This window comes from Ruegeria sp. HKCCD4315, assembly GCF_013112245.1.
Taxonomy (GTDB): Bacteria; Pseudomonadota; Alphaproteobacteria; order Rhodobacterales; family Rhodobacteraceae; genus Ruegeria.
Genome location: NZ_WVRN01000002.1, coordinates 761,759 through 787,198, shown reverse-complemented (window position 1 = coordinate 787,198; position 25,440 = coordinate 761,759). Strand labels below are relative to the sequence as shown.

Sequence of the window (25,440 nt, the reverse complement as noted above, 5' to 3'; positions counted from 1 at the left end):
TATCCATTAGCCTGTAAACGAGGGCTGAACAGGAATAGCAGGCACATGGCCGACTATATCGTACATGCATTGGGTGCCAGCCAGGTTTTGATCACCGGGGGTGAAAGCCTGAGTGGCTTCAGCCAGGGTGATGGGTCCAACCTTGTCGGCGAGTTTATTACGATCGGCACTGGCCCATTGACCGATCTGAACGTGTCAGACGGTGGTTCAGACGTCAATTTTGACGACAACGACGGGAACCAGCGTTTAAACGGCGATCAGGTATTTGATGGCACCACCTATTCCGATGGAACGCGTATTGAGGCCGAATACGTCATTACGCTGCGCGACAACAGCACCGGTCAAACCTATCAGGTACTTGGTGTCAACATTGTTAGCTCGTCTCCTTCGTTCGGAACCACCGAAGGCGTGGCTTTTGTCGGCTCTTTCCCACCGCGCGGGGTACCGCTTGAGGTTATTTCGGCAGCAGAAGGCCCGGGATCTGGGGGCCGCCCGCCGATCAACGAAAACACACTTGTGCCGTGCTTTACCCGGTCCACGTGGATCGCAACGACAACCGGACCAAAGCAAATCGAACAGATCACTTTGTCGGACCTTGTTCTAACGCGGGACCATGGCCCACAGCCGTTACGGTGGATCGGCAGGCGGCGTGTTGAAGAGGCAGAGCTTCGGACCAATTCCAAACTTTACCCGGTTCGAATTCTGGCCGGTTCGCTTGGAAATGGCTTTCCGCAGCGGGATTTGTTGGTGTCCCGGCAACACCGAATGCTGGTTTGCTCGACCATTGCCAGCCGCATGTTTGGTGTCTCAGAGGTTCTTGTTCCGGCAATCAAGTTGACAAGCCTTCCGGGGATTTACGTGGACAAGTCGGTTCGGGAGGTCGAGTATTTCCATTTACTGTTTGATCGACACGAGATTGTCTTCGCGGAAGGCACGCCGTCCGAGAGTTTGTTTACCGGACCCGAAGCGCTGAAAGCGATCAGCGACGCGGCACGGGAAGAGATCATCGCGCTTTTCCCGGAACTGACGCAGACAGACGTGTTGCCAGAGCCTGCCGGGTTCATACCTACGGGCAAGCAACAGCGGAAACTGATAGACCGCCACCTGAAAAACGAAAAACCTCTCATGTCTGCGCCTGGAACAATCCTGTAGCTGCGGTTTAGCCAGACTTTGACCTTAGGGTTCAGGTTATGTGAAACCCACAGCCCGGTAAGCCACACCATTCAGACAATAATTCTGCGATCTGATGAATCGGATCACCTTCCTCCAAATCTTCCGAGCGCAAAACGGCATGCCAGGGAACAGTGATGCCATCTTGAGTGACCTGCGCGCCAACGATGCGACCTTCTTTCAGCGCGGATTGCAGCGCCCAGTTGGACAGCACGCTTGTGCCCAGATCCGAGGCGACCAACTCGACAATTGCCTCGGGCAGTTCAACGGTTGCAGCCCATTTCGGGTAACTGTCCGTCGGGCGGAACAGCAATGCAAATTCCCGGTCGGGTTCTGGGATCTTTGTATAAGTGATAAAGGGCTCTCCTACGATATCTGAGCCTTCGACATATGCACGCTCGGCCAGTCGGTGCGACGGTGGCATGATGTAAAGCAGGGGGTCATCGAACAGTTTGATGCTGCTGAGCCCCGCTTGCGAAACCGTGCCCGAAGTAATCGCAATGTCCAGATGCCGGTTCAAAAGACCGGTCAGCGGATCGCTACGTGCGCCCGCCATGATCTGGATATCGATCCCGTCGGTGCGCGATTTCATATATTTGATGAAAGAAGGCAACCAGCGATAGTTGCTGTAAGCTTCGACCGACAGACGCACCACATGCTGGACGTTGGCGTTCATGCGCCGCACGTCTTCTTCTGCACGGCTAAGGTCGGTCAGGATGCGTTCGGCCACGATTGCCATATAGTCCGCCGCCGGTGTGCGACGCAGTTTCTTGTGCATTCGGGTGAAAAGGGGCACGTCAAGGCGGCGCTCGGCCTCGCGCAGACGGTGCGAAAGGGCCGATGGCGTCACCCCCAGTTTCTTGGCGGCATCGGTGATCCGACCCGTTTCGTTGATGGCTTGGATCAGTTGCAGGTGGCGCAGGTCAAGCAGCGGTTTCATGTGTTTCTAGCCTGAAAAAAATTCACAAAAACCAAAAAACTTCGAAATTGAAATTCAGTCAATAACAAGGTGAAGTCCCGCCAGGTTTTCTTTTGGAGCATCCCCCATGAACGTTGACGCCCGACGCGCGATCGAACAGGACAAGGCCCATCACGTCCATCCTCAGTCTAATCTGCGCCAACATGCCGAGAACGGCCCGACGATGATCACTCATGGTAAGGGGGTTTTCATCTATGACAGCGAAGGGCGCGAGATCATCGATGGTTTTTCCGGGCTGGGGTGCGTGTCGCTGGGTTACCACAACGAACGTCTGTCAAACGCGGCAAAGCGGCAAATGGATGTGCTGCCTTTTGCGCCCACATTCTACAATCGTTCACATCCACGGGTTGCGGAGTTGGGTGAGCGTCTGATTGGTATGGCTCCGGTTGATATGGACCGGGTGATGTTCCAGTGTTCGGGGTCCGAGGCGAACGACACCGCAATCAAACTGTTGTGGTACACCAACACTGCCAAAGGCGAGCCGAACCGCCGCAAGATCATTGGGCGGGTGCGGGGTTACCACGGCAACACAATCGCTACGGTTTCGCTGTCCGGTCAGCCACATATGCACGCCAAATTCGGTCTGCCGCTGCCCGAGTTCAAGCATACCGAGCTGCCGAACTATTATCGCTTCCACATAGATGGCGAGAGCGAAGAAGAGTTCTCGGCCCGGATGGCTGCAAAATTCGAAGAGCTGATTCTGGCGGAAGGTCCTGAAACTGTTGCAGCTTTCTTCGCCGAGCCCGCCATTTCCGGTGGCGGCGCGCTGATGCCGCCTGAAGGCTACTGGAAGGAAATGCAGGCGGTTCTGCGCAAGTATGACATCAAGTTTCTGGCTGACGAGGTGGTTTGCGGCTTTGGTCGAACCGGCAATATGTGGGGTTCTCAGACCTGGGGGCTGGAGCCTGACATGATCTCTTGCGCCAAGGCGCTTTCGGCCGCGTTTTTCCCAATCTCTGCCCTGATGTTCAAGGACGAGATGTATGCCGACATGATGAAAAACTCGGATGAGGTCGGTACTTTTGGTCACGGGTACACATACGCCGGTCACCCGGTTGGCGCTGCCGTTGGGCTTGAGGCTTTGGACATTTACGATGAAATGGATCTGGTGGGCCACGTCCGCAAAGTCTCGACACGGTTCCTGGAAAAATGCCACGCCATGGCAGACCATCCGCTGGTCGCCGAGGTGCGCGGTGTCGGCCTGTTCTGCGGCTTTGAGCTTATGAAAGACGCTAAAGCCCGTGAACCGTTCGATCCCTCTTGGAAAGTCGGTGAACTTGTGCAGAACTTTGCCCATGATCGGGGCCTCTATCTGCGAGCAATCGGTGATCGAATGAGCTTTATGCCGCCGCTGATTATCAACGAGGATGAGATCGATATCGCAACAGAGCGGTTCAAAGGCGCGTTGGACGATGCCTGGGCTGTGGTGCGCGCCAAAACCTGATTACGTTATTGAGGTTGGGCATTTGCTCTCGCCTGATCTCTGCGCCGCCGGCTCTCCCAACTTTCGGCGGCGCGCCTTATTTTGAATTGCCCCAGCCTGCCAAGGAGAACAGGGATGACAACACCGCTGGAACCGAAACTGCCCGATGCGGGTTTGGCTGGAAACTATATCAACGGGGCTTGGCATTGGCCTGAAGGGCGACTCGAGATCGAAAACCCCTCGCGCCGTGCGCCGATCTGCGAAGTTGGTCGCGGCACGTCAACCGAGGTCGATTTGGCTGTCGCCGCCGCCCGTGCCGCGTTGCCAGCGTGGCGCGCTTTGGCTGCGAGTGAGCGTGGAAAACTGCTCACCGAACTCGGACGTCGCCTGGAAGAAAACGCTGAAGAGGTGGCCCGTGTCTTGGCGGCAGAGTCCGGTAACGCCATCAAGACGCAATCGCGCGGCGAGGCGATGGGGGCTGCCGGTGTTCTCAAATATTACGGCGGCGTGGCGGTTGAACAAAAAGGCGAGACTCTGCCGCTTGGGCCTGGATTACTCAGTTATTCCACGCGCGAACCGCATGGGGTTGTCGGGTCGATCATCCCCTGGAACTCTCCTTTGCAGTTGGGGGCGGTGAAGATTTCGATGGCACTGGCGACCGGGAATTGTCTGGTGCTGAAACCGGCCGAAGACGCACCGCTGGCTATCCTGAAACTGGCTGAACTTGCGGATGGTCTGTTCCCGCCTGGCGTCTTCAATGTTGTGACGGGACTGGGTGAAGAAGCAGGCGCAGCACTTGCTTCGCATACGGGCATCGACAAGGTGTCCTTTACCGGCTCAAGCGAGGTTGGCAAACTGATCGGCAGGGCCACGGCTGATCGCATCGCCAAGCTGACTCTGGAACTGGGCGGTAAATCCCCCACAATCGTCTTCCCAGACGCCATTGCCGATGGTCGTCTGGACAGCACAGCGCAGCAGGTGGCGAATGCCATGCGCTTTGCCCGTCAGGGTCAAAGCTGCACCGCGGGTTCACGGCTGTTTGTGCACAAGGATATCTGGGACGAGCTGATGCCCAAGGTTGCCGAGAAATCCGCCGCACTGAATGTGGGCGACGCGCTGGATCCGGATGTAGATATGGGCGCGGTCGTGAACGCTGAACGCTATGGCGAGATCCGCGCCTATGTGGCCGAAGCCGAAGCCGAAGGGGCCACTTTCCTGATCGGGGAAACTCCGGCTGAGGATCCGGCCGGCTTCTGTCCCAACCCGACCATCATCACCGGCGTCGACAACAATTGGCGCATCGCGCGGGAAGAGGTGTTCGGCCCGGTTATGGTCGCCATCCCCTTCGAGACGGAAGAAGAAGTCATCGCCATGGCCAATGACACCCATTACGGGCTGGCCGCGTTTCTATTCACTCATGATGTCAGCCGCATCACGCGCCTGACGCGTGCCATCGATGCGGGTTGGATACAGGTCAATCAGGGCGGCGGGCAAATCCCCGGTATGTCTTATGGCGGCACCAAGCAATCGGGCATGGGCAGCGAATACTCGATCGAAGGCGCACTTGAGGCCTATACTTACCGCAAATGTGTCACCATCAATATCGAGGGTGGCGCGTGAGCACGGATCGCTTCGGCAATACCATTGATCCGGGTGTGGGATACGCCCGGGGGGCGCTGCTGCAAGGCTCGGCGGATGAGGTGCGCAGACTCGCGCAGGCCGGTCGCGTCGCCGCGGATTTCGTAGCACGCGAAGGTATCGACAAGATCGCCATCTGCACTGGAAACCTGCGCTTCTACCCAGCAACCCCGGGCGATCTGAGCCTGCTGTGCGAAGAATGGATCGGTCCCGGCCTTTTTGGCGAAGAACTGCGCCAAGCCGCAATAGCTCATATGGGTGGGCAGGGGCACGAAGCTGCAGCGGTGGTGAACCGTACAAGCGCCGGGATCGTTGCAACTGTATTGGCGCATGCCACAGGCAAGCCGGTGTTGTCATTGGTTGCAAAAGGTGACCGGAGCCATGCCTCGGTTCTGCGCGGAGCGCGGCTGGCCAATGTGCAGGTCCGTGAAGTTCACGATCTGGAGTCTGTCAAACAGGCGTTAGCCGAGGACAGCCCTGCGTTGTTTGTGATCACGCCTGTCACTTCAGAGCTGTCCATGCTGTGCGATGACCTGATCCGCGACGCGGTGGCGGCAGGCAAAAATGCGGGCTGCGTCACGTTCCTTGACGACGCTTACGGGGCGCGGTTCCGCCCTGTTCTGCATGGCGGTGGGGCGTCGCTTTCCTTTGGGGCCGATCTGGTCATCACCAATGCGGACAAGGCAGGTTTGTCCGGCCCGCGTGCCGGAGTTCTTTGTGGCGACCCGGTTGTGTTGGTCCCCGTGCAGGCCAAAGCCAGCGAATTGGGCATGGAAGCCCGCGCGCCCGTTGCTGTTGGTGCAATGCGCAGTTTACAGGGGTTCACTCCGGACCTGTTGCTGCAAGAGGCACAGGATGGGCACGACCTGGCCGATGCGTTGGAAGCCGCATTGGGGAAAGGTCAGGTAACGCGATCAGCGCTGGGCCCGAAAATTGACGAACAAGACGCGATGGAAATCGTTCTTGGCATGGCTGGATTCGAAAAGGTCAATGTCGTCCCTGCCGAAGTTACGGCCGCGATTGGTATGTTGATGTTGCGTGACAAAGGCATTGTGACGGTCAATACACATGGTCAACCCGGCGGGCGTGTTTCGATCCGGTTGAAACCAACATCTGGTGCCGTGGCCCGCGCCGGAGGCGCAGTGGCGGTGGCTGACTGTTTGATGTCGGCAATGCGCCAGACGGCGCAGAATTTGAACGACAAAACATGGTTCGCGGCAACACTGTTTGGAGACATGTGAATGGCCGATACGACTCTGATCACCCGGCTGGACACCCGGCTGGACCAGTTGGTGAATATCGACATGGGCGAGCGTGGCGTCGAGCACCTGTTCGAGGCCGCACGTGCGCTGGAAGGTCGCTCGTTGATCGGTGCGGCAGCGGAAGCACTGATGGCGGTGCCCGAGGGTGGAACGGTTGTGTTGACCACCGGTTCGGTCTCGCGCGCTTGGATCACGCCGGATTTGGGCGAAAACGATGGCCCCTCGGGTGCGGCGGCGATTGCAAGGGCTTTGGTGCTGGCGCGGAACGTGACCTGCGTGATGTTGTGCGAAGAAACTCTGCTGCCTGCAATTCGCAAAACCTGTCAGGCAGCGGGGTTGTTTCCGGTGACGCTGGAACAGGCGGCGATTGCCAAGGCTGACAAAAGCCTGGCCACGATTGTCATGTTGCCATACGCGACCGATGACGCGGGCGGGCAGGCGCAGGCAGAAATGCTGCTGTCAGACCTGAAACCCGACCTTCTGTTCTCGACAGAACGGGTTGGGCGCAATGAATTCGGTGTTTATCATTCCATGCGCGGTATCGACTATGGAATGGGTCGTGCGCGTGTTGATTTCCTGTTCGATCTGGCTTTGGAGCGCGGTATTCCTGTTGTCGCAGTCGGAGATGGCGGCAACGAGATTGGCATGGGCAAAGTCGCCGACCACGTCAAGGCACACGTACCGTACGGAGATAAATGCCAATGCGGATGCGGCGGTGGCATTGGGGCAGTGACCAGCTGTGATGTGCTGGTGACAGCCGCTTGTTCAAACTGGGGCTGCACTGCAATTGCCGCAGCAATGGCCGCTCGTGCGGGTGACGCGAAACTGCTGCACACACCAGACCGAGAGGCCCTATTGCTAGAAACGATGGTCGCCAGCGGCCTGATCAACTCAACTCACGGGATCGTCGATGACAGTGTCGACGGTTTCCCACGCCAAAGCCATATCGCGGTGGCCGAGCTTTGCCGCACGATCGTGAGCCGCGCGCTCTGAAAACTTACAGGACTGAACAATGATCCAAGACAATCCCGCCCTCATCGAAGCAATCCGTAACCGGTTCGCGCATGTCGATTCCTGCCCGTTTCAAGGTGAACGGATCTTTTTCGAGAACGCAGGTGGTGCGTTGACGCTGAAATCAGTCGCGGAAACCTCGGCCTTTTATGCAGCGATCCCGGACAATCCGGGCCGTATCAACCCAGCGGGGCAGGGCACCCAGGGCGTCATCAACAAGGCCAAGCAAGATCTGGCCGTGTTCATGAACGCCTCGTCTGGTCAGTTCTTTGCCGGGGAAAGCGGGACGGAACTGTTGTTCCGCATGATCCGCACGGCCTGCTTGGCCGCGCCAAAAGGGTCCAAGGTGATCGGGTCGTCCATCGAGCACCCCGCTACCCGCAGTGCCGCGCGACGTTGGGCTGAGATCGCAGGTCTGGACTATGTCAACGTGCCCCATGACAATGAAACAGGTCTGGTAACACCTCAGGACTATGCCGCACTTATGACTCCGGATGTGGCCGTGGCGACGATCCTGCATGCGTCACCCGTCACGGGCATGGGTATGGATGTCGCTGCAATTTCTGCGGCCATTCGGGCGGTTGCGCCGGACTGTTTGATTGTTGTTGATGGCATCCAGCACGCGGCACACGGGCAACTGGACCTGGATGCGTATAATGTCGATGGCTACGCGATCTCGCCCTACAAAGTTTTCTCGCGCCATGGCTATGGCATTGCCTGGATCTCTGACAAGCTAAGCGCGCTGCCGCATGATATGCTGATCGACGCACCCGCCACAGGGTGGGAGTTCGGTACCCGCGACACCGGGTCTTACGCGACAGTATCGGACGTGGTTTCGTATTTCGATTGGCTGGGTGGCGAAGTTTCGGATGAAACCGACCCTCGCAAGCGGATCGAGGCCGCAGGTCACGCTATTCACGCCTATGAAACGCATCTGACCAACACTGCAATAAACGGCACAGGCAACCTGCCGGGACTACGCGACATGGATCACGTGACCATTTTGGCAGGGGCAGAAAACCCGGCGCGCGAGGGGTTGGTTTCTATCGTGGTCAAAGACAAAGCCTCGGAAGACGTAGTTGAAGTACTGAACCAGCAAGGCATCCGCACCCACACCCGCAAAGCGGACCACTATTCGGGTAATGTTCTGACACCGTTGGGTCTGCCGGACTGTATCCGCATTTCGTTTTGCCACTACAACACAGAACAGGAAATCGCTCGTCTTCTCGCTGCGGTAAATGAGCTGGGTGGCGACTGACGGTCCCGCACATCAACGGAACTGAAACGTTTCCGCAAGGCAGGATGATCAGGATGGGGCACTTCGATTCAGAGTTCAAAGTAAGCCGGGGTTGCCCGGTTGAACTGAAGCGCTTCATCTTCCTTGCAATGCCGGGGTTTTCGGCACTTGATCTGGGCTCTGGCGTTGACGCATTGGCCGCCGCCAACAAAGCGGCAGAGCAAATTTTGTTCCGTTGGAAGATTGTCAGCGAAGACGGCGCCCCAGTGGTGTCATCAGCGGGTATGAACATCGCGGTTGAGGGCGCACTGCCAGCGGTCCAGAACGGCGATTGCATTGTTGTATGCGCCTCCATCGACACCCAGAAGGGACCAACATCGGAAAGGATCAATGCCTGGCTTCGAAAGGCCACACGGCAGGAGGCTCGGCTTTGTGGCTTGGGTGGGGGAGCGCTTTATCTGGCCCTCATCGGATTGGCGCAAAAAGGCAAGATCTGCGCGCATTGGCGCTTGCAGCCGGTTTTTGAGGAAACCTTCCTGAAACTGGATCCTGTCTGCACAATCTATGAAGAAGAAGCCAATTTCCTGTCCAGCGCCGGCGGGGCTGCGACGCTTGATCTGTTTCTAGCCTTAATTCGGCAAACAGCGGGTACGGCGATTTCGAACCGTGTTGCGGACGACCTGCTGTGCGCGTCGGTGCGACCGGGCGATAGCCGTCAAACTATGACTGACCGTTGCAGATTGCAGCATAGGAACGAAAAACTCTCAAGGGCGGTCGCGGTGATCCAAGACAGTCTGGAAGATCCTCTCCCTACATCCATGCTTGCACAGAAAGTCGGAATATCTACGCGCCAACTGGAGCGTCTGTTTGGGCGTTATCTGGGATGTACGCCTAAAACCTATATGACGAACCTGCGGTTGGACAGAGCACGCGTGCTGTTGCAACAGACCCATATGAGCGTGATCGACGTCGCCGTCGCATGCGGCTTTTCCTCTGCCGGTCATTTTTCAAAGCTGTATCGCAGGCAATTCGGAATCTCACCTCATATCGAGCAGAGCGCGCCTTAGGGCCAACATCTAATGGTTGGCAGAGGCTTTCGGACCAAGATTTGATCCGAACACCTCTCCCGATTTGCTTAACCGCGCATCCGGGCATTGTCCGGATCGTAAAGCGGGCGCAGGCTGGCTTGTGCCGTCACAGTCCGTCCCGCCACCTTCACCTGATAGCTGCGTGCCGCAAGAGCTTTCATCGTCATGCCTTCGGGCCGCGAAACATATCCCATGCCAATGGCCCCACCGACGCTCCAGCCATAGCTGGCCGAGGTCAAACGCCCAACGATTTCCCCATCGCACAGGATGGGTTCTTTTCCAAAGATCAGGGCGTCTGGATCGTCGAGCCGCAGTGACAGCAAACGGTTTTCGGGGCCTGCCGATTTGCGGGCAACAATGGCCTCTTTACCAGTAAAATCAGTTGTGAAGTCACATGCAAAAGTCAGGCCGCTGTCTACCGGGCTGTCATGCGGGCCGATGTCGTGGCCCCAATGGCGGAAACCTTTTTCGATCCGGCAGCTGTCTACTGACATGCCACCGCAAAGGCGCGGCGCGTCAGGGGCGGCCATGATGGTCTCGAACACTTGCTGCGCGAATTCGGCCGGGATGTGCAATTCCCACCCTAGCTCGCCCACATAGGTGATCCGCTGGGCGCGAACTGGCGCGTGACCAACATGCAGGGACTGCCACGATCCAAAGGGGAAGGCGTCATTCGACAGATCCGCGTCCGTCAGCCCGGCCAGGAAGTCCCGCGCACGCGGGCCCATCAGGGCCAGCGTCGCCTCAGATGAGGTGACGTTGACAACTGAAACCGAGGTGCCTGTCAGTTGCGTTTTCAGCCAATATTCCGTTTGCGGTTCAGCCCCGGCAGACGCCATGACCAAATAGCGGGATGTGCTAAGCCGAGCGACGGTTACATCCGCTTCGATCCCGCCTTGTGGGTTGAACATGTGGGTATAGATCAAAGCACCCGGCGCGACGGCCATATTGGCCCCGCAAAGCCGTTGCATCTGTGACTCGGCATCCTGCCCGTCGACGATGAACCGCCCAAAGGTCAGGTCGATACAGCCCAGATCGGTGCGCAGAGCCTGATGTTCTGCTTGCCAGTCGTCGAACCACGGCTCGCGTCCGAACCCATCCGTCATCTCGCGCCCATAGTAGAGCGGACGTTCCCAGCCATTGGCGCTGCCGAATTGCGCGCCCGCGTCGCGTAGATGCGTATAGTAGGGCGTCCGCCGCAAACCACGTGCCTCAGTCTTGCGAAGATAAGGCCAGTGCATAGCATAGGCATGCCCAAGAGTTTCGGCGGCCTTGGTCGCGGTGTAGCTGCGCGCGTTCAAGCCAGGCACGATGCGGCGGCTGTCCACATCGGTGAGGTCCATGGTCATGTGACCGGCCATGATCCATTCAGCCAGTGCCTTTCCCGCGCCGGGCCCGTTCTGGATGCCAGTTGAGTTGAAACCTGCGGCGACCCAATAGCCTTTCACATCCGGGACCAGCCCCAGATAGTGTTTGGCGTCCGGGGTAAAACACTCAGGCCCGTTAAAGAACTTGCGAATGCCGGATTCAGCCAGCGTGGGAACCCGCTCCATTGCCGCTTCGAGGATGGGGTAGAGGTGTTCTTCGTCGTAGGGCAGTTCGTCGAATTCGAACGTCTCGGGCAGGCCATCCTTGGGCAGCCAAGGGGTCGCGTTGGGCTCGGAACAGCCGATCAGCAGTTTGCCCGCATCCTCTTTGTAATAGGCGTATTCATCCATCACCCGCAGGACAGGCAGGTCTCCGGTCACGCCCTCAATCGGGTCGGTGACCACGTAATAGTGGTTGGTGTAATGCAGCGGGATCTGCACCCCGTGAGTCAGGCCAAACTCGCGCGCCCACATGCCGGTGGCGTTTACCACATGCTCGGCGCGGACCAGACCTTCGGCGGTTTCAACGCCGACAGCGCGCCCGCCTTCGATCACAACGCGGGTGACCTTGGTATCTTCAAAAACCTGCGCGCCGTTCATCCGCGCGCCCTTGGCCAGAGCCATCGTCGTGTCGATGGGATTGGTATAGCCGTCGCCGGGAAACCAGAACGCGCCCTTTGCACCGTCGACGGACAGCAGAGGCCAGCGATCCTGTGCCTCTCTCAGGCTGATCTCTTCTGCGCGCAACCCGCATCCATGGGCATAGTCGACCTTGCGCCGCAGCTCCTCCATGCGCGCCTCGGTCAGAGCCACAGTCATCGAGCCGTTGCGCTTGAACCCGGTATTCTGCCCTGTCTCGTCCTCGAGGCTTTCCATCAGGTCGAGGCCGTATTTCGCCAGCGCAGACATGACCGGCACACCCTGCGTTTCGCTGACCAGACCGGCGGCGTGCCATGTCGTTCCGCTGGTCAGTTTCTTGCGCTCGAACAGGGCGACCGACCAGCCTGCCTTGGCGAGGTGATAAGCGGTCGCGCAGCCGACAATGCCGCCGCCAATGATGGCGACCTGAACGTCCGTCGGAAGAGATTTCGCCATGGGTCTTATCCCCGCAACCGGTCGTTTTCAGGATCGTAGAATGGTACGGTCGCCACAGTCGCATTGACCGGAACACCTAGCACTTCGATCTGGTAAACGTCACCGGGCTTCGCGGCCTCTGTCAGATAGCCCAGAGCGATCCGCTTGCCGATGCGGAAGCCGGTGCCGCCCGAGCTGACATAGCCCACCGGCTTTCCATCCCGGCAGATGGGGTCGGAAGACAGCGCGTCGGCGCCGTGGCCGTCGAGTACGAAGGCGGTGAAGTGATAGTCTTTCGGCTGCTCAGCCTGCGCCAGAAACGCGTCGCGCCCGACAAAGCTGCTTTTCTTCTTACTGACAAAGCGATCCAGACCGGCGTCAAAGGCAGTATATTCGATGCCGAAATCAGCGCCCCAGCCGTGATAGCCTTTCTCAAGCCGCATGGCGTTCAACCCGTAAGAGCCGAACTCGACAATACCGTGAACTGCGCCTTGCTCCATGATAGTGGTGTAGACGCGGACCAGATCCGCGCTGCGCATGTGCAGTTCCCAGCCCAATTCACCGACATAAGACACCCGCAGCGCGATGACCGGTGCACCTGCAATGGTGATCTCGCGCACCGACATCCAAGGGGCGTTTTCTTTGGACAGATCATCCTCGGTCAACGGTTGCAGCACCTCGCGCGATTTTGGTCCCATGACCATCAGAGCAGCGTCAAAATCAGAGCCTCGGGTCAGGGTCACGCCCTCGTCCGGTAGGAATTTCGACATCCAGTCGTGATCGCGCTGATCGGCCAGAGTGGGGCCGCAGAGCAGGTATTTGTTCTCATCGAGCCGCGCAATCGTGGCCTCGGACCAAATCTTCCCCTTGGTGGTCAGCATATAGGACAGCTTGACCCGGCCCACGGCGGGCATTGCGCCGCAGAAGACACGATTGAGGAACTCGGTGGCCTTTGGTCCTTCAACCTCATACCGGGTGAAGCCGCCGTGATCCATAACGCCAACCCGGTCGCGTACGCCTTCGCACTCAGCTTTGACCGCATCGTGCCAGACCTCGTGATGGAAGCTCAGCTGGCTATCATCCTTGATTTGGTCCGTTTCAAACCAGAAGGCGCGTTCCCATCCTGCAACCTGCCCAAACACTGCGCCTTTGTCTTTGAGCGTCTCGTAAAGCGGCGTTGTCTGAACTGGTCGGCCCGATTTCCACAAGCGATGCGGGTAGGGGATCGCGTATTGGTGCTCATACAACTCACTTGATCGTTTGACAGTATAGTCGAACGTCGCCCACTCCTCGCCAAAGCGGCGCGGGTCCCAGAAGGACATGTCCCATTCGGTTTCGCCTTCGGTGATCCACTCGGTCAGGGTTTTCGCTGCTGCTGCTGAGTGGGTGATACCCACCGGGAAACAGCAGGCATGGTAGAAGTTCGGCAGACCAAACGCCGGACCGCAAAGCGGCGCGCCATCGGGGCTGTAGGGGATCGGACCATTCACGAAGCGGCTGACCCCGGCCTCACCCAGCAGCGGAACATGTTCCAATGCGGCTTCGAGGATTTCGGCGATGTCGTCGACGCTGTCGGGATAAAGCTGATTGGCAAAGCAATCGGGCATCCCGTCCAGCCATGCGGGCCGGCCTTCGTGACCGTATGAGCCCAGCAGCAGCCCGTTCCGCTCTCGCCGTAGGTAGTACATGATGTCTGGGTCGCGGACGAGCGGGAAGTTTTCCGGATTGGCTTCAAGTTCCGGCAGGCTTTCGGTGACCAGATACTGATGTTCCAGCGTGACAACGGGCAGTTTCTGGCCGACCATCTCACCGACCTGACGACCGTAATAGCCCCCGGCGTTGATCACGATGTCACAGACAACATTGCCCTTATCGGTCTGAACCTCCCACTCGCCGGACACGCGGCGACTAATGCCGGTGACTGTGGTGAACCGCGCGATCGCCGCGCCCTGATCCCGCGCGCCTTTGGCCAGTGCCTGAGTCAGTTGGCTTGGGTCCACGTCACCCTCATACGGGTCGAAAATCCCGCCGATGATGCTGTCACCCGAGCTGAAATAGGGATGCATGTCGTCCATTTCGGACGGGGTGAGCATCGCCATGTCATAGCCCAAGCCTTTCGAGATGCCGACAAGATGACGGAACAGGTCCATGCGTTCGGGCGTGTGGGCGGGCCAGAACGCACCGGTGTGGCGGTAGGTGATCGGATAGTCGACCTCTTCCGCCAGTTCCTTATACAGTTGCCAGGCGTAGTTGCCCGCGCGCATGCCGCCCCAGCTGTTGGCATAGGTGGGGATGTTACCTGCTGCGTGCCAGGTCGATCCGCTGGTCAATTCGTTCTTTTCGATCAGCAGTGTGTCGGTCACCCCGGCTTTGGCAAGATGATAAAGGGTCGAGACACCAACCGCGCCGCCCCCGATGATCACAACTTTGGTTTGGCTTTTCATGTGTTTAATCTTTCAGATGGATGGGCAGGCGAGCGCGCAGGGCGGCCTCGATATCGGCCGGCAGGTGGGAAGGCGCAGGCTGCGCTTCGATCTCGGCAACGCGGGCTATGGCTTTGTCCCAGACGGTTTGCGCACCGCTTTCAAGCCAGTCATTGACGCTCTGGCGATCGCCCAGAGACGGATAGACGTATTCCTTGGTCATCAGATCCAGGGTCTGAGCGGTGCCGAGGAAGTGCCCTTCGCCGGTCACGACCTGTTCGATCATGTCCAGATCAATCGAGCCTTCGAACATTTCAACGCCGCGCACTGAACGCAGGATGGCACCGCACATGTCGTTGTCGATCACCAGAGCTTCTTTGCTAGCTGCCATGATCGAGCCCAGCATACCCACGGACAAGTTTATCATGTCAGCGCCGCCCTGTGCGGCCAGCGCAATTGTATAACCCTTTTCATAGCCCGACTGCGCGTCCGCCGTCTTGGCATCGGTCATGCCCGCTGAAACGGTTGAAGGCAGGCCGAGGTTCAAAAGCAGTTGCGCAGCGGCAGCATTGGCCACAGCAGCTTCGCCAGAACCGCCGGTCATAGCGCCAGTCCGCAGGTCGGAAATGAACGGCAGGAACGCTAGAATACATGGAAAGCCAGGCTGCATCATGTTGACCAGAACCAGACCGGCCAGAGACTCGGCCAAACCCTGTGCCAATGCGCCAGCCAGCGCGGCCGGACTTGTTGCCCCCGCCTGCGCCGCTGAGCAAATCTGCAGCGGTATCCCCAATCGGACGCATTCACGCATCACCCCGCAGGCCTCTTCGGCCAGCGTCAGCGGTGGCACCACGTGACAAACGGATGCGAAACAGAAGGGCTGCGCCTTGAACGCGCCGTTGGCGCCTAAAGCCGCGTCGAACATTTCAACCACGGGGGTTACACTGGCGGGCTCGAAAAAGCTTGTGCCAATGGGTTTCGAGGTCGCCTTCATCGCGGCAAATGCCGTGTTGATATCCAGGGTCAGCGGGTCTTCCAGATCCCGGGCCACAACAGGACGCAGGGAATAGTGAATGCTGTCGCAGGCATCCACGATGCGCATCAGGCTGTACAAGTCTTGTAACGTGCTGTCGCGGAACGTATTTGTGGCGGCGTCAAGCACTTGCACCGCTGCGCCACCGGTACCGATATGGACGCGACCGCCGCCAACCTCGATCCCGCGATCCCGATTGAAACCGGGCAGTTCTACGCGTTTACACGCGCCTGCGATTATGTCCTCGACCAAGGTGCGTGAAAAGGTGATGCGGCCATCAGCCCGTTCCGTCGCCCCATTCTCTAACGCCAGTGTGCGAATGTCTTCAGGTGCGCCGGACACACCAATTTTTTCCAAAATGTCGAAGGCGGTATCGGTGATATGCACCAGTTTGCTGTTATCCAGCGGCATAAATTGACCGCCAATGGGCGGTAAAGTCATCTGTGGCGTCGCGGAACCAGAAGCCCGTCTTGATCGTGTTCGCCGCATGAGCGCGTCCTTGATGAGGTGTTTTCCCGCGCATCTTAGGAAGGGTGTAGTTTTAGCTCAATTCCATTATTAGCTGATTTTTGTGAATGCAATTCATTCAAATACACGGCGTAGCCTATAAACTTACGCACCGAAGTCTTCATGTTTCAATGAGGACGATACCGCCCCGTGAAAAGTCAACTATGTGGCGTTGACGTAACCACGCCACGTTCGACCCAATCGTCGAAAAGCGTCAGAACGGCGTCGCAGAACGCGGTATCGTTGATATGGGCGTCCAGTTCGGTCATTGGCACCTGATCAGGCATCACTCGGCGGGCTTCGTCGATCAATTCGGCTAGTGCTTGTGGGTCATACGCCTCTTCACCTTCCTTGTCCCAGGCTTCGATGCCTTGCAGTGGCAGAAAGAAATGCGTTGGTCCTTTTGCTGCACCCAATCGATTGGCGAGTTCCCGAATCCAGGCGCGCCGTTCGGCTCCGTTGAAGACCGAACTTTTGATCAGCCGGTTGTGTTCGTGGAAAGGCCGGTCGGCATAGTGTTCGGGGATGTCCTGCCATCCCGCAAAATCCAGCAAATCCAGCGCGCCGGGGGCGACCATCTGCGGGATACCCATGCGCCCGGCATTGGTAACCCGGTCCTCGCCGCTTGAAACGACAGAGCCCGCCATGAGGTTTCCGAATTCCTGCATACAGAAATCCATCACGCAGGCGAACGCGCCTTCGCTGGCCAGTTTTTCGTAGGCCATGCCACCCATCCCTGTGGAATGAAACACGGCCACTTCAAACCCGCGCTCTTCCAGTGCTGGTTTCAGGGTCTTCATGTACCGAAGGCAGGACGACCCCAGGCTGGTCATGCCAACCAGTGGCTTGCTACGGTCCGGTGCAATGGCGGCGTTTGTCGCGCCGACCACCGCCCCAGCCGCCTGACTGAGCGATGATTGGCAGATCGAATTCATGCCATAGAGCCCGCCAGCCCAAAGGATCATCTGAATATCGGGGGCCAGCCGGTGTGGCGGGATAAGCGGTGAAAAGCTGACGGTTGAGACAATGTATTTCGGCACGCCCATCGGCAGCGCCTGCGCACAATCCAGCGCAAGGTCGGTGCCCATTGTACCGCCGGTGGCCAGCATCCCGTCAAACCGTCCGTCGGCATAGGCCCGTGCAACCACTTTGGCCGCCCCGGCAGACATGATGCGGAAGGCTTTATTTTCGTCTCCTTGGGCGATGACCTCATCAATTGTCATGCCACCAGCTGCGGCCACGTCATGCTTTGAGATGTCAGTTGGTGCAGAGGGATCGCCCAAAACAGACACATCCATCGTCAATACAATGGCACCCTGCGCTTGAATTGTTTCTTCGATAAACCGCATTTCGGGTTCTTTGGTGTCGTAGGTGCCGATCAACAGGATTGTTTTTTTGGTCATTTGTGCCTCAATTGTTTTTCGGCGGTCAGAGTTTGATCCAAGCGGTTTTCAGATCGAAGTACTTTTCCATTGCATGCAGCGACTTGTCATGCCCGTTGCCCGACTGACGAACGCCACCAAGGGGAACAGTCAGGTCTGCGCCTCCATAGGTGTTCACGTGGACAACCCCGGCACGGATGCCTGCGACCATGCGATGCGCGCGGCCCAAGTTCGAGGTCCAGACCCCGCCCGCCAACCCGTAAACGGTCGCATTGGCCAAACGGATCGCGTCTTCTTCGTCCGTGAAGGGCGTGACGGCCAGAACAGGGCCAAAGACTTCGTTTTGGAACAGCGTGTCGGTCTCTTTCACCCCGGCCATGACCGTCGGGGCCATGTAATAACCACCAGTCTCGGTCAGAATACGGGCGCCACCTGTGCGGCGCTCAGCGCCTTCCGCTTCGGCTGTGCTCACGAAATCCAGATTGGCCTCCAGTTCGGACAGGCTGTGAACCGCGCCGATCTGGCTATTCAGGTCCAACGGATCGCCAACGCGAAAGGCTGAGGCGTGGCGGGTGATTTCGGAGACGAAGTCCTCGTAAATCTCCTGTTGGACCAACAAGCGCGATCCGGCGACGCAGACCTGGCCCGCATTGCGGAAAATACCAGCGGCTGAAACCTTGGCCGCCTCGGCAAGGTCCGGGGCATCGGCAAAGACGATGTTCGGCGATTTGCCGCCCAGTTCCAAATAACAACGCTTTAAGTTGGACCGCGCGGAATATTCCAAAAGCCGCCGCCCTGTCGCGCCGGACCCGGTGAAGACAAGGATGTCGACATCCATAGACAGCGCCAACGCTTCGCCGACGACTGGGCCGCGCCCCGTCACCACGTTGAACACACCGTCTGGCACCCCGGCCTCAGCTGCCAGTTCGGCGATTTTCAACAGGCTGAGCGAAGCGCTTTCTGCTGGTTTCAAGACCACGGAGTTGCCTGCCGCCAACGCCGGGGCGATTTTCCAGCTACCGATCATCAAAGGGAAGTTCCACGGCACAATCGCGCCGACTACGCCGACGGGTGCGTGATGTATCAGACCCAGAATGTCGTCACCCGTGGGGGCGATCTGGCCGTAGAGCTTGTCGATGGCCTCGGCATAGTACCGGAACGTTGCCGCAGCCGAGAGCGCCTCGGCCTTATAGGCCATATTGATCTCGGTCCCGTTGTCGCGAACGCCCAGAACAGCAATCTCCAGCGCTTGGGCTTCGATCAGGTCGGCCAGCTTCATCAACACTTTCTTACGGCCCGCGGGGGCCAGTCGTGACCAACGCCCATCTTCATACGATACCCGCGCCGCATGTACGGCGGCGTCGACATCTGCGGCACTGCCTTCGGCGATCAGCGCCAGCGGCTGACCGTTGATCGGGGAATGAACCTGATGCTGAGCACCGGTTTCACCATCCTGAAAGCGGCCGTTTATGAAATGTCCGCGCGGAGTGATTTCCTGAGTGCGCAGCGCGTCAATCGAGGACTGATCCATGAGGCTTTATCCTTGCTGAGTAGTGTCTTCGTCGAGAACCGGTTGCGGTTTGACGCGGTCCTTGTGTTCCTGGATCAGAGATCGAATGTGCAACAGGATGATCCCCAGGATCATCACAAACAGGATTGCCGCGATGGGCCGGTCGATGAAATCAAGCGGTGATTTCACACGGGCCATGGCGCTGCGTAGTTTGACCTCCATGATGCCCCCCAGAACCATACCCAAAATGATGGGCACGATCGGCAGGTTCAGGCGTTTCAGGATCAGGCCAAAAACGCCGAACCCGGCCGCAATCGCGCAATCGGTGATCGAGTTTCGCAGGCTGTACACGCCCACAAAAGAAAGGGTCAGGATCATGATGCCCAGAAAGCGGGTTGGAATCTGAATGAGTTTCAGCAGCAGATTGGTCGAAAACAGCAAAAAGATCAGAACAACCACGTTCAGAAGGATCAACGCCATATACAGAGCCATGACAAAGTCCGTCTGTTCCGCAAACAGTTGCGGGCCGGGGATCACGTTGTGGACGTAGAAAACCGACAGCATCATCGCGGTCAGAGCCTCACCCGGAATGCCCAGCGCCAAAAGCGGGATCATTGCGGCCCCCGGAACAGCGTTGTTGGCGGCCTCAGACGCCACCAGACCTTCGGGCGATCCTTTGCCAAAAGCGTCGGGATCTTTCGAGCTCTTCTGAGCGTAGGTATAAGACAGGAACTGGGAGGTGAATTCGCCGGTGCCCGGCACCATACCCATGAGAACGCCCAGTGAAGACGACACGGTGGCGATGCGCTTCAGGCCCAGAAGCTCCTTCAGGCCGGTGAAAATATTGCCGCGAACATGTGCTTCGCCAGGAGCGTGTTCCTTATCGACCAGCAAAAGCAGCGCTTGGCTGATGGCAAACAGGCCCAATACAACAACGATCAGATCGACGCCCGACGACAGCCAGGTTTGTTCAAAGGTGAAACGCCGCGTGTATTTGACAGGCTCCAGCCCCACCGTGTTCAGAAAAATCCCAAAAAACGCCAGCATGGCGGCGGAAAAAGTCTGTCCGCGATGGGCCAGGATCACGAGTAAAATACCCATGAAAGCGGCCAGAAAAATCTCGCGACTGCCGAAATGCGGGGCGACCCAGGCCAGAACGGGCGAAAGAACGATCAGACAGAGGATCGAAAAAATACCACCAAAGAACGAGGCTGAATAGGCCAGCGACAAGGCCCGATGGCCTTCTCCGCGTTTGGTCATGGGATAGCCGTCATAGGTGGTCAGGGCGTTCACGGCCGTGCCTGGGGTGTTGATCAGAATGGCCGGGATTGCGCCGCCATACATGGATGACCCGTAGATGCCCAGCAGAAGGGTCAGCCCAACGATAGGTTCGAAAGCAAATGTAGCAGGCAGCAGGATCGCGATGGCCACGGCGGCGCCCACGCCGGGCAAGGCGCCAATGATAACACCCCCGACAGAGCCGATGATCAGCGCCACCATGACTTGCCACTGGGCCAGAATTGCAAATCCGGAAATCAGATTGTCCATTGCGGCCTCATAGATAGGTCAGCGCAAAGGCGCGCAGCCCGTCGGGCAGGTATTCATAAACGCGACCAGCGGGGATGTTCACTTGCAGTAGCGCCCGAAAGACGATTGCGACTAGCGCGCCGAAGACAAGGGCGATGCAAAAGGCCCCGGGCAAGCGAAACCCCAGACGGACAGTTAAAAGGGCTGCAAACAGCATGGTCGAGGGCAAGTATCCAAGCCATGGAACGGCTGCGACGTAGATCAGGAAATAGACAACGTATTCGAGCGATTTCAGCCAAAACGTGATCTCTCGCAAACGGCCTGGAATACGTGGTGACAGGAATGAGCTCAGCAAATGCAGACCGCTGAACACAACCATGCCCCAGATCGCGATAGTTGGCCACAAAGCAGGCTGCGCAAACCACTTTGTCCGTTTGACGACCTGAGTTTCGCTTCCAAGCTGGCTGAGAAGGAACAGCGAGAACACGAAGAACATCGTGGCAAACACGATGTCACCGGGGCGTCGATAGCGCCGGAACATGTCTTGCAAGGTCTTTGCAATCATCGTGGCCTCCTGTTGGATGGAAAGAGGCCCGGCAGTGTAAAACGTTCCGGGCCCGTTCCGGTTATTCGCCCAGGATCTCTTCGATCTTGGCGAACGAGGCTTTGTCCTGCTCGATCTGAGCGTTGGAGGCATCCGGATCCTGCCAATAAATCAGAGCACCGGTTTCCTCGGCCAATTGTTTGGCCTTGTCAGAGCTAAGCGCCTTTTGAGCCGCCGCCGAAATTTTTTCGCGGGCGTCTGCTGGGGTGTCCTTGTGGACAAACAATCCGTTCCACAGGGCCAAAGGCAGATCCGGGTTTAGTTCCACGACTGTTGGTGTATCGGGCACCAGCGAAATCCGCTCGCCGCCGATGCTGGCAAGGACGTTCACCTGATCCAGACAGGGCAGGATAAGCTGAAGGGTGGTGTTGATCACGTCGACGTCGCCCGATGCCAAAGTGTTGCAGTCCAGCGCGTCAAACGCCGCTTCGCTGGCAAAGTCGAACCCGCTGCTGACGGCTGCGGCAAAGGTCACCTGGGTCGGTGGTAAAACGGAACCGAAATGGCCAAGTGCGACGTCGTTTTCCTTACCGTGTTCCGCCAGCTCTTCCCAGCTTGAGAAAGGCGCATCCTTGCTGGCTGCGATCACGAAGGGATAGGTCAGGAAGATCCCGATGGGATCAAACGGGTTGGGGTTGAGCTCGGGGATGCCGATTTCGGGACCAATGACTGGCACGCCGATGACAAAAGACCCGATGGTGTAGCCGTCCGCAGGGGCGGTTGCCACCTCGACGGCACCCGGGAACGGACCACCGCCACCGCCGGGTTTGTTTACGACAGCGGCTGGAACGCCGTACATGGCTTGAAATTCATCGGCGATCATCCGCGTCAGAACATCTTCCAGATCGCCCGGAGGCCACGGCACCACAAAGCTGACCGGCTTTTCGGGGTACTCGGCCAGTGCAGCGGTAGCTGATGCCACTAAAGCCGCAGCTGTAAGAAATTTCTTCATTGACTCCTCCCATACGTGGTTCATTATTTGATCCGCGTTAACAATAATAATGTTGCTTTGTTAAGTTAGTTCTGTCAAGTATTCCCTGAGTAAGAGGAAGTGAAACACATGGGCACAGCCCTTAACGCCTTAAAAATGCTGGATTACTTTTCAAGCGCGCGACCGGAAATCGGGCTGAGTCACTTTGCGCGACTGTCCGGATTGAACAAGGCAACCGCGCTGCGCCACCTGCGTGCGCTTGAGGAATACGGTCTGATCGAACAGAATCCTATGACCAAGTCTTATGCTATCGGACCGGCGGCCTTGCGCCTGGCAGCGCTGCGTGAAATCGCGCGGCCAGGCATCGAAAGTGCGCGCCAGAAAATGCAAATGGCGATGCAAAGCGTTGGCGAAAGCCTGCATTTGTCGCTATTGGAAAAGACTGGGCTGCAAACCGCATTGGTGGTTGAAACAACGCGGCACAGCGTGCGCGTCAGCCTTGACCCCAGTGAGATCCTGCCGATCAATGCAACGGCCTCGGGTCTTTGTATGCTCAGTTTTGGCCCACCCAGTTTGATGGAAGATTTGGATCACAAAGAGCAGGCGCGCTTCACGGACGCCACGCTCATTGATCCTGAAATCATCAAAGAACGGGTTGCGCGGATCAGCGCCTCAGGCTGGGCCAACAGCAACGGCAGCTATGAAGAGGGCGTCTTTGGGTACGCCGCGCCGATTTTTGGTATTGATCAAGTCGCTCTGGGGACCATTGCAATTGCTGTGCCAGAAGGCCGCGCCACCGACGACCGCCTGCCATCCATTCTGTCTGCATTGCACACTCTTTCGACGGACCTGACCGCCGATTTTGGCGGTCAGTTACCCGACACTTTTCCCACTGAATTCCACCCATGACCGAGGGTGAACGATACTTCCGGAGGCCCGCACCATGAAAGACTCGAACTTTCTGAAGGAAAACAACGCCCGTTATTTCTGGCACCCGATGGCGCATCCTGCCGACAGTCAAAAGAACCCGCCGACCATTTTGAATGGCGGTGAAGGTGTCAGCATTATCGATGTTGATGGTCACAAAGCGCTGGATGCCGTGGGGGGGCTGTGGAACGTCAATTTGGGCTATTCCTGCGAACCGGTGAAACAGGCCATTGCCGATCAGCTGAACGCGTTGCCCTATTACTCGACCTTTCGCGGAACCAGCAATGACAAAGCCATTGAACTGTCTTATGAGCTGGCGCAATTTTTCGCACCTGACGGTTTGACCCGCGCGTTCTTTACGTCGGGTGGATCGGACTCTGTCGAAATTGCGCTGAAGCTTGCACGGCAATACCACAAGGTCAGGGGCGATGCTGGTCGCACCAAGTTCATCAGCCTCAAGCAGGGCTATCACGGCACACATTTCGCGGCTGCATCCGTCAACGGCAATCAAAAGTTTCGCGCGGTCTATGAGCCAATGATGCCGGGTTGTTTCCACGTGCCCGCACCCTGGACCTATCGCAACCCGTTTGACGAGACGGACCCCGAGCGTCTGGCGCAACTTTGCGTCAAGGCGTTGGAAGCCGAGATTGCGTTTCAGGGGGCGAACACGGTTGCGGCGTTTATCATGGAGCCGGTTCTGGGGGCAGGGGGTGTGATCCCACCGCACAAAAGCTTCATGCCCATGGTGCGCGAGGTGTGTTCCAAACACGGTATTCTTTTGATCTCTGACGAGATCATTACCGCATTTGGCCGCACTGGCAGCGAAAGCGGCGCGCGGCATTGGGGCGTTCAGCCGGATATCATGACAACAGCAAAAGCGATCACCAACGGGTACTTTCCTTTTGGCGCGGCAATGATTTCGGGCGCTGTCGCTGAAGTCTTCGAAAAGGACACCACGGGGCTGGCATCTGTCGATCAGGGCTACACCTATTCCGGCCATCCGGTCGGGGCCGCTGCGGCGCTGGCTGCCCTGTCCGAGATCACCCGTTTGCGGGTCTGGGAAAATGCAGCGGCGCGCGGGGATGAATTGTTTGCCGGGTTGCAGAAGCTGGCCGAAAAGCACGATGCGATCGGCGACGTGCGCGGTGGCGAGGGCTTGATGTGCGCGCTCGAACTCGTTTCTGATCGGGCGACCAAAGCCCCAATTGCCAAACACCTGCCGTTGCAGGTTCAGAAAGCGGCTTACGAAGATGGCGTAATGGTGCGCGTTTCCGGCAACAACATCATTCTGTCGCCACCGCTGATTATCACGTCAGATGATGTGACTAAGATCCTGTCAGCGTTGGATACGGGTCTGTCGACTCTTTGAGCGTTCAATCGGCCTCGTCTACCAAAGGCGAGGTCAAACTTTAACTGCTTGTAGTTCTTCAAGAAGATCCAGCAATTGGTCCAGCTTTTCACGACCCATCTGAGCCTCGATATTGCTGGAGATCGCAAGTGACGTGGCCAGGTTTTTCTTAAGGATGGACCGGCCTGCATCCGTGATCGTGACCATGGTGCGGCGTTTGTCGTTACTGTCCTGGCGGCGGGTGATCTGGCCATCAGCTTCCATCGTGCGCAAGATGCGGGTCACGCTTGGAAGCAGCAGACAAGCCTCATGCGCAATGGTGCTTTGTTCCACTTCGCCCAGCTCGTCCAGCACACGCAGTATGCGCCATTTCTGCTCGGTTATCTGGATGCCTTGCAGCATGTCCCGGATCGGGGCCATGACGGTTTCACGGGCACGCAACAGCGCGATAGGAAGGGACCGGGCGGTGCTCTTGGTGTGGCTTTGAGTGGTCATGCGGCCTTCTAGAGCGGTGGTTCGGAAATTGCAAAGATTAACAAAGCAATCTCTTGACGTGGGGCGCATTAAATACTAAACATGTTAAGTAATAAGGAGGAATCATGCCGCATTTCCACGTCGAATATTCCGGAAACCTGGAAGACAAGATCGACATGGGTGGCCTGTGCGAATGCATAAGGGCAACAGCTGCCGAGATCGACACCTTTCCGATGCCGGGCATTCGCGTGCGCGCAACGCGTGTGGACCACTATGCCATTGCGGATGGAAATCCGGCGCATGGATTTGTTGATATCTCGATCCGTCTGCGTGCAGGGCGGTCGGAAGACGTCAAGCAGGACGCGACGCGGCGTGTATTTGACGCGGTCAAAGCCTATCTGGCGCCGGCTCTTTCGCAAAATTCCATCGCTCTGTCGCTTGAGATGCGCGACATCGACCCAAAGCTTTCGCCCAAGACCGGCACGATCCGCGACCATCTGGCCGCGACTACGCAGGAGACCTGAA

General features: G+C 57.9%; 20 protein-coding genes. 10 read left to right on the top strand and 10 right to left on the bottom strand.

The annotated features are described in order from the left end of the window. The first annotated feature begins 45 nt into the window (after window positions 1-45). Window positions 46-1,152 carry a Hint domain-containing protein gene (locus tag GS646_RS21350; RefSeq protein WP_171187622.1) on the top strand — a complete coding sequence of 369 codons (1,107 nt, stop codon included), beginning with the start codon at window positions 46-48 and terminating at the stop codon, window positions 1,150-1,152. A 31-nt stretch (window positions 1,153-1,183) separates the two neighbouring features. On the opposite strand, the gene GS646_RS21345 is transcribed toward GS646_RS21350, so the two are convergent. Beyond that, window positions 1,184-2,110: a LysR family transcriptional regulator gene (locus tag GS646_RS21345; RefSeq protein WP_171187624.1), complete on the bottom strand. Its 927-nt coding sequence runs from the start codon at window positions 2,108-2,110 to the stop codon at window positions 1,184-1,186. 106 nt (window positions 2,111-2,216) lie between these two features. Between GS646_RS21345 and GS646_RS21340 the strand changes: the two genes are divergently transcribed. From GS646_RS21340 to GS646_RS21315, 6 genes are all read left to right on the top strand, one after another. Continuing rightward, the gene (locus tag GS646_RS21340; RefSeq protein ID WP_171187626.1) at window positions 2,217-3,593 is read left to right on the top strand and encodes an aminotransferase; all 1,377 of its coding nucleotides are present in this window, start codon (window positions 2,217-2,219) and stop codon (window positions 3,591-3,593) included. 114 nt (window positions 3,594-3,707) lie between these two features. Then, window positions 3,708-5,192, top strand: a complete 1,485-nt coding sequence (locus GS646_RS21335; protein WP_171187628.1) for an aldehyde dehydrogenase family protein — start codon at window positions 3,708-3,710, stop codon at window positions 5,190-5,192. Further along, the gene (locus GS646_RS21330) at window positions 5,189-6,451 is read left to right on the top strand and encodes a selenocysteine synthase (RefSeq protein WP_171187630.1); all 1,263 of its coding nucleotides are present in this window, start codon (window positions 5,189-5,191) and stop codon (window positions 6,449-6,451) included. The genes GS646_RS21335 and GS646_RS21330 overlap by 4 nt, the downstream gene beginning before the upstream one ends. Beyond that, window positions 6,452-7,465 carry a glutamate cyclase domain-containing protein gene (locus GS646_RS21325; RefSeq protein WP_171187632.1) on the top strand — a complete coding sequence of 338 codons (1,014 nt, stop codon included), beginning with the start codon at window positions 6,452-6,454 and terminating at the stop codon, window positions 7,463-7,465. A gap of 19 nt (window positions 7,466-7,484) precedes the next feature. Further along, window positions 7,485-8,741, top strand: a complete 1,257-nt coding sequence (locus GS646_RS21320; RefSeq protein ID WP_171187633.1) for an aminotransferase class V-fold PLP-dependent enzyme — start codon at window positions 7,485-7,487, stop codon at window positions 8,739-8,741. A gap of 53 nt (window positions 8,742-8,794) precedes the next feature. Then, on the top strand, window positions 8,795-9,787 hold the full coding sequence (locus tag GS646_RS21315) for a GlxA family transcriptional regulator (RefSeq protein WP_171648047.1): 993 nt from the start codon (window positions 8,795-8,797) through the stop codon (window positions 9,785-9,787). 68 nt (window positions 9,788-9,855) lie between these two features. On the opposite strand, the gene GS646_RS21310 is transcribed toward GS646_RS21315, so the two are convergent. The 8 genes from GS646_RS21310 to GS646_RS21275 all read right to left on the bottom strand — a co-directional run bounded on the left by GS646_RS21310 (window position 9,856) and on the right by GS646_RS21275 (window position 22,187). Further along, on the bottom strand, window positions 9,856-12,270 hold the full coding sequence (locus tag GS646_RS21310; RefSeq protein ID WP_171648049.1) for an FAD-dependent oxidoreductase: 2,415 nt from the start codon (window positions 12,268-12,270) through the stop codon (window positions 9,856-9,858). 5 nt (window positions 12,271-12,275) lie between these two features. Next, window positions 12,276-14,693 carry an FAD-dependent oxidoreductase gene (locus GS646_RS21305; RefSeq protein ID WP_171187641.1) on the bottom strand — a complete coding sequence of 806 codons (2,418 nt, stop codon included), beginning with the start codon at window positions 14,691-14,693 and terminating at the stop codon, window positions 12,276-12,278. Between the two features lie 4 nt (window positions 14,694-14,697). Then, window positions 14,698-16,194 (bottom strand): trimethylamine methyltransferase family protein, encoded by a 1,497-nt coding sequence (locus tag GS646_RS21300; RefSeq protein WP_171187643.1) that lies wholly within the window; start codon window positions 16,192-16,194, stop codon window positions 14,698-14,700. 176 nt (window positions 16,195-16,370) lie between these two features. Continuing rightward, entirely contained in the window at window positions 16,371-17,615 is a 1,245-nt protein-coding gene (locus GS646_RS21295; RefSeq protein WP_171648051.1) for a Tm-1-like ATP-binding domain-containing protein, read from the bottom strand. Window positions 17,616-17,640: 25 nt separating this feature from the next. Further along, entirely contained in the window at window positions 17,641-19,125 is a 1,485-nt protein-coding gene (locus GS646_RS21290; RefSeq protein ID WP_171648053.1) for an aldehyde dehydrogenase family protein, read from the bottom strand. A gap of 6 nt (window positions 19,126-19,131) precedes the next feature. After that, window positions 19,132-20,652: a tripartite tricarboxylate transporter permease gene (locus GS646_RS21285; protein WP_171648055.1), complete on the bottom strand. Its 1,521-nt coding sequence runs from the start codon at window positions 20,650-20,652 to the stop codon at window positions 19,132-19,134. Between the two features lie 7 nt (window positions 20,653-20,659). Beyond that, entirely contained in the window at window positions 20,660-21,196 is a 537-nt protein-coding gene (locus GS646_RS21280; RefSeq protein WP_171648057.1) for a tripartite tricarboxylate transporter TctB family protein, read from the bottom strand. 61 nt (window positions 21,197-21,257) lie between these two features. Next, window positions 21,258-22,187, bottom strand: a complete 930-nt coding sequence (locus GS646_RS21275) for a tripartite tricarboxylate transporter substrate binding protein (RefSeq protein ID WP_171176605.1) — start codon at window positions 22,185-22,187, stop codon at window positions 21,258-21,260. Between the two features lie 108 nt (window positions 22,188-22,295). On the opposite strand from GS646_RS21275, the gene GS646_RS21270 reads away from it, so the two are divergent. Next, window positions 22,296-23,075, top strand: a complete 780-nt coding sequence (locus GS646_RS21270) for an IclR family transcriptional regulator (RefSeq protein WP_171648059.1) — start codon at window positions 22,296-22,298, stop codon at window positions 23,073-23,075. Between the two features lie 34 nt (window positions 23,076-23,109). After that, on the top strand, window positions 23,110-24,462 hold the full coding sequence (locus tag GS646_RS21265) for an aminotransferase class III-fold pyridoxal phosphate-dependent enzyme (RefSeq protein WP_171187651.1): 1,353 nt from the start codon (window positions 23,110-23,112) through the stop codon (window positions 24,460-24,462). Between the two features lie 33 nt (window positions 24,463-24,495). Here GS646_RS21265 and hpaR read toward each other — a convergent pair whose 3' ends face one another. Next, window positions 24,496-24,936: a homoprotocatechuate degradation operon regulator HpaR gene (hpaR, locus tag GS646_RS21260; RefSeq protein ID WP_171187653.1), complete on the bottom strand. Its 441-nt coding sequence runs from the start codon at window positions 24,934-24,936 to the stop codon at window positions 24,496-24,498. Window positions 24,937-25,040: 104 nt separating this feature from the next. On the opposite strand from hpaR, the gene GS646_RS21255 reads away from it, so the two are divergent. After that, window positions 25,041-25,439: a 5-carboxymethyl-2-hydroxymuconate Delta-isomerase gene (locus GS646_RS21255; protein WP_171187655.1), complete on the top strand. Its 399-nt coding sequence runs from the start codon at window positions 25,041-25,043 to the stop codon at window positions 25,437-25,439. The last annotated feature ends 1 nt before the right edge of the window (window position 25,440 follow it).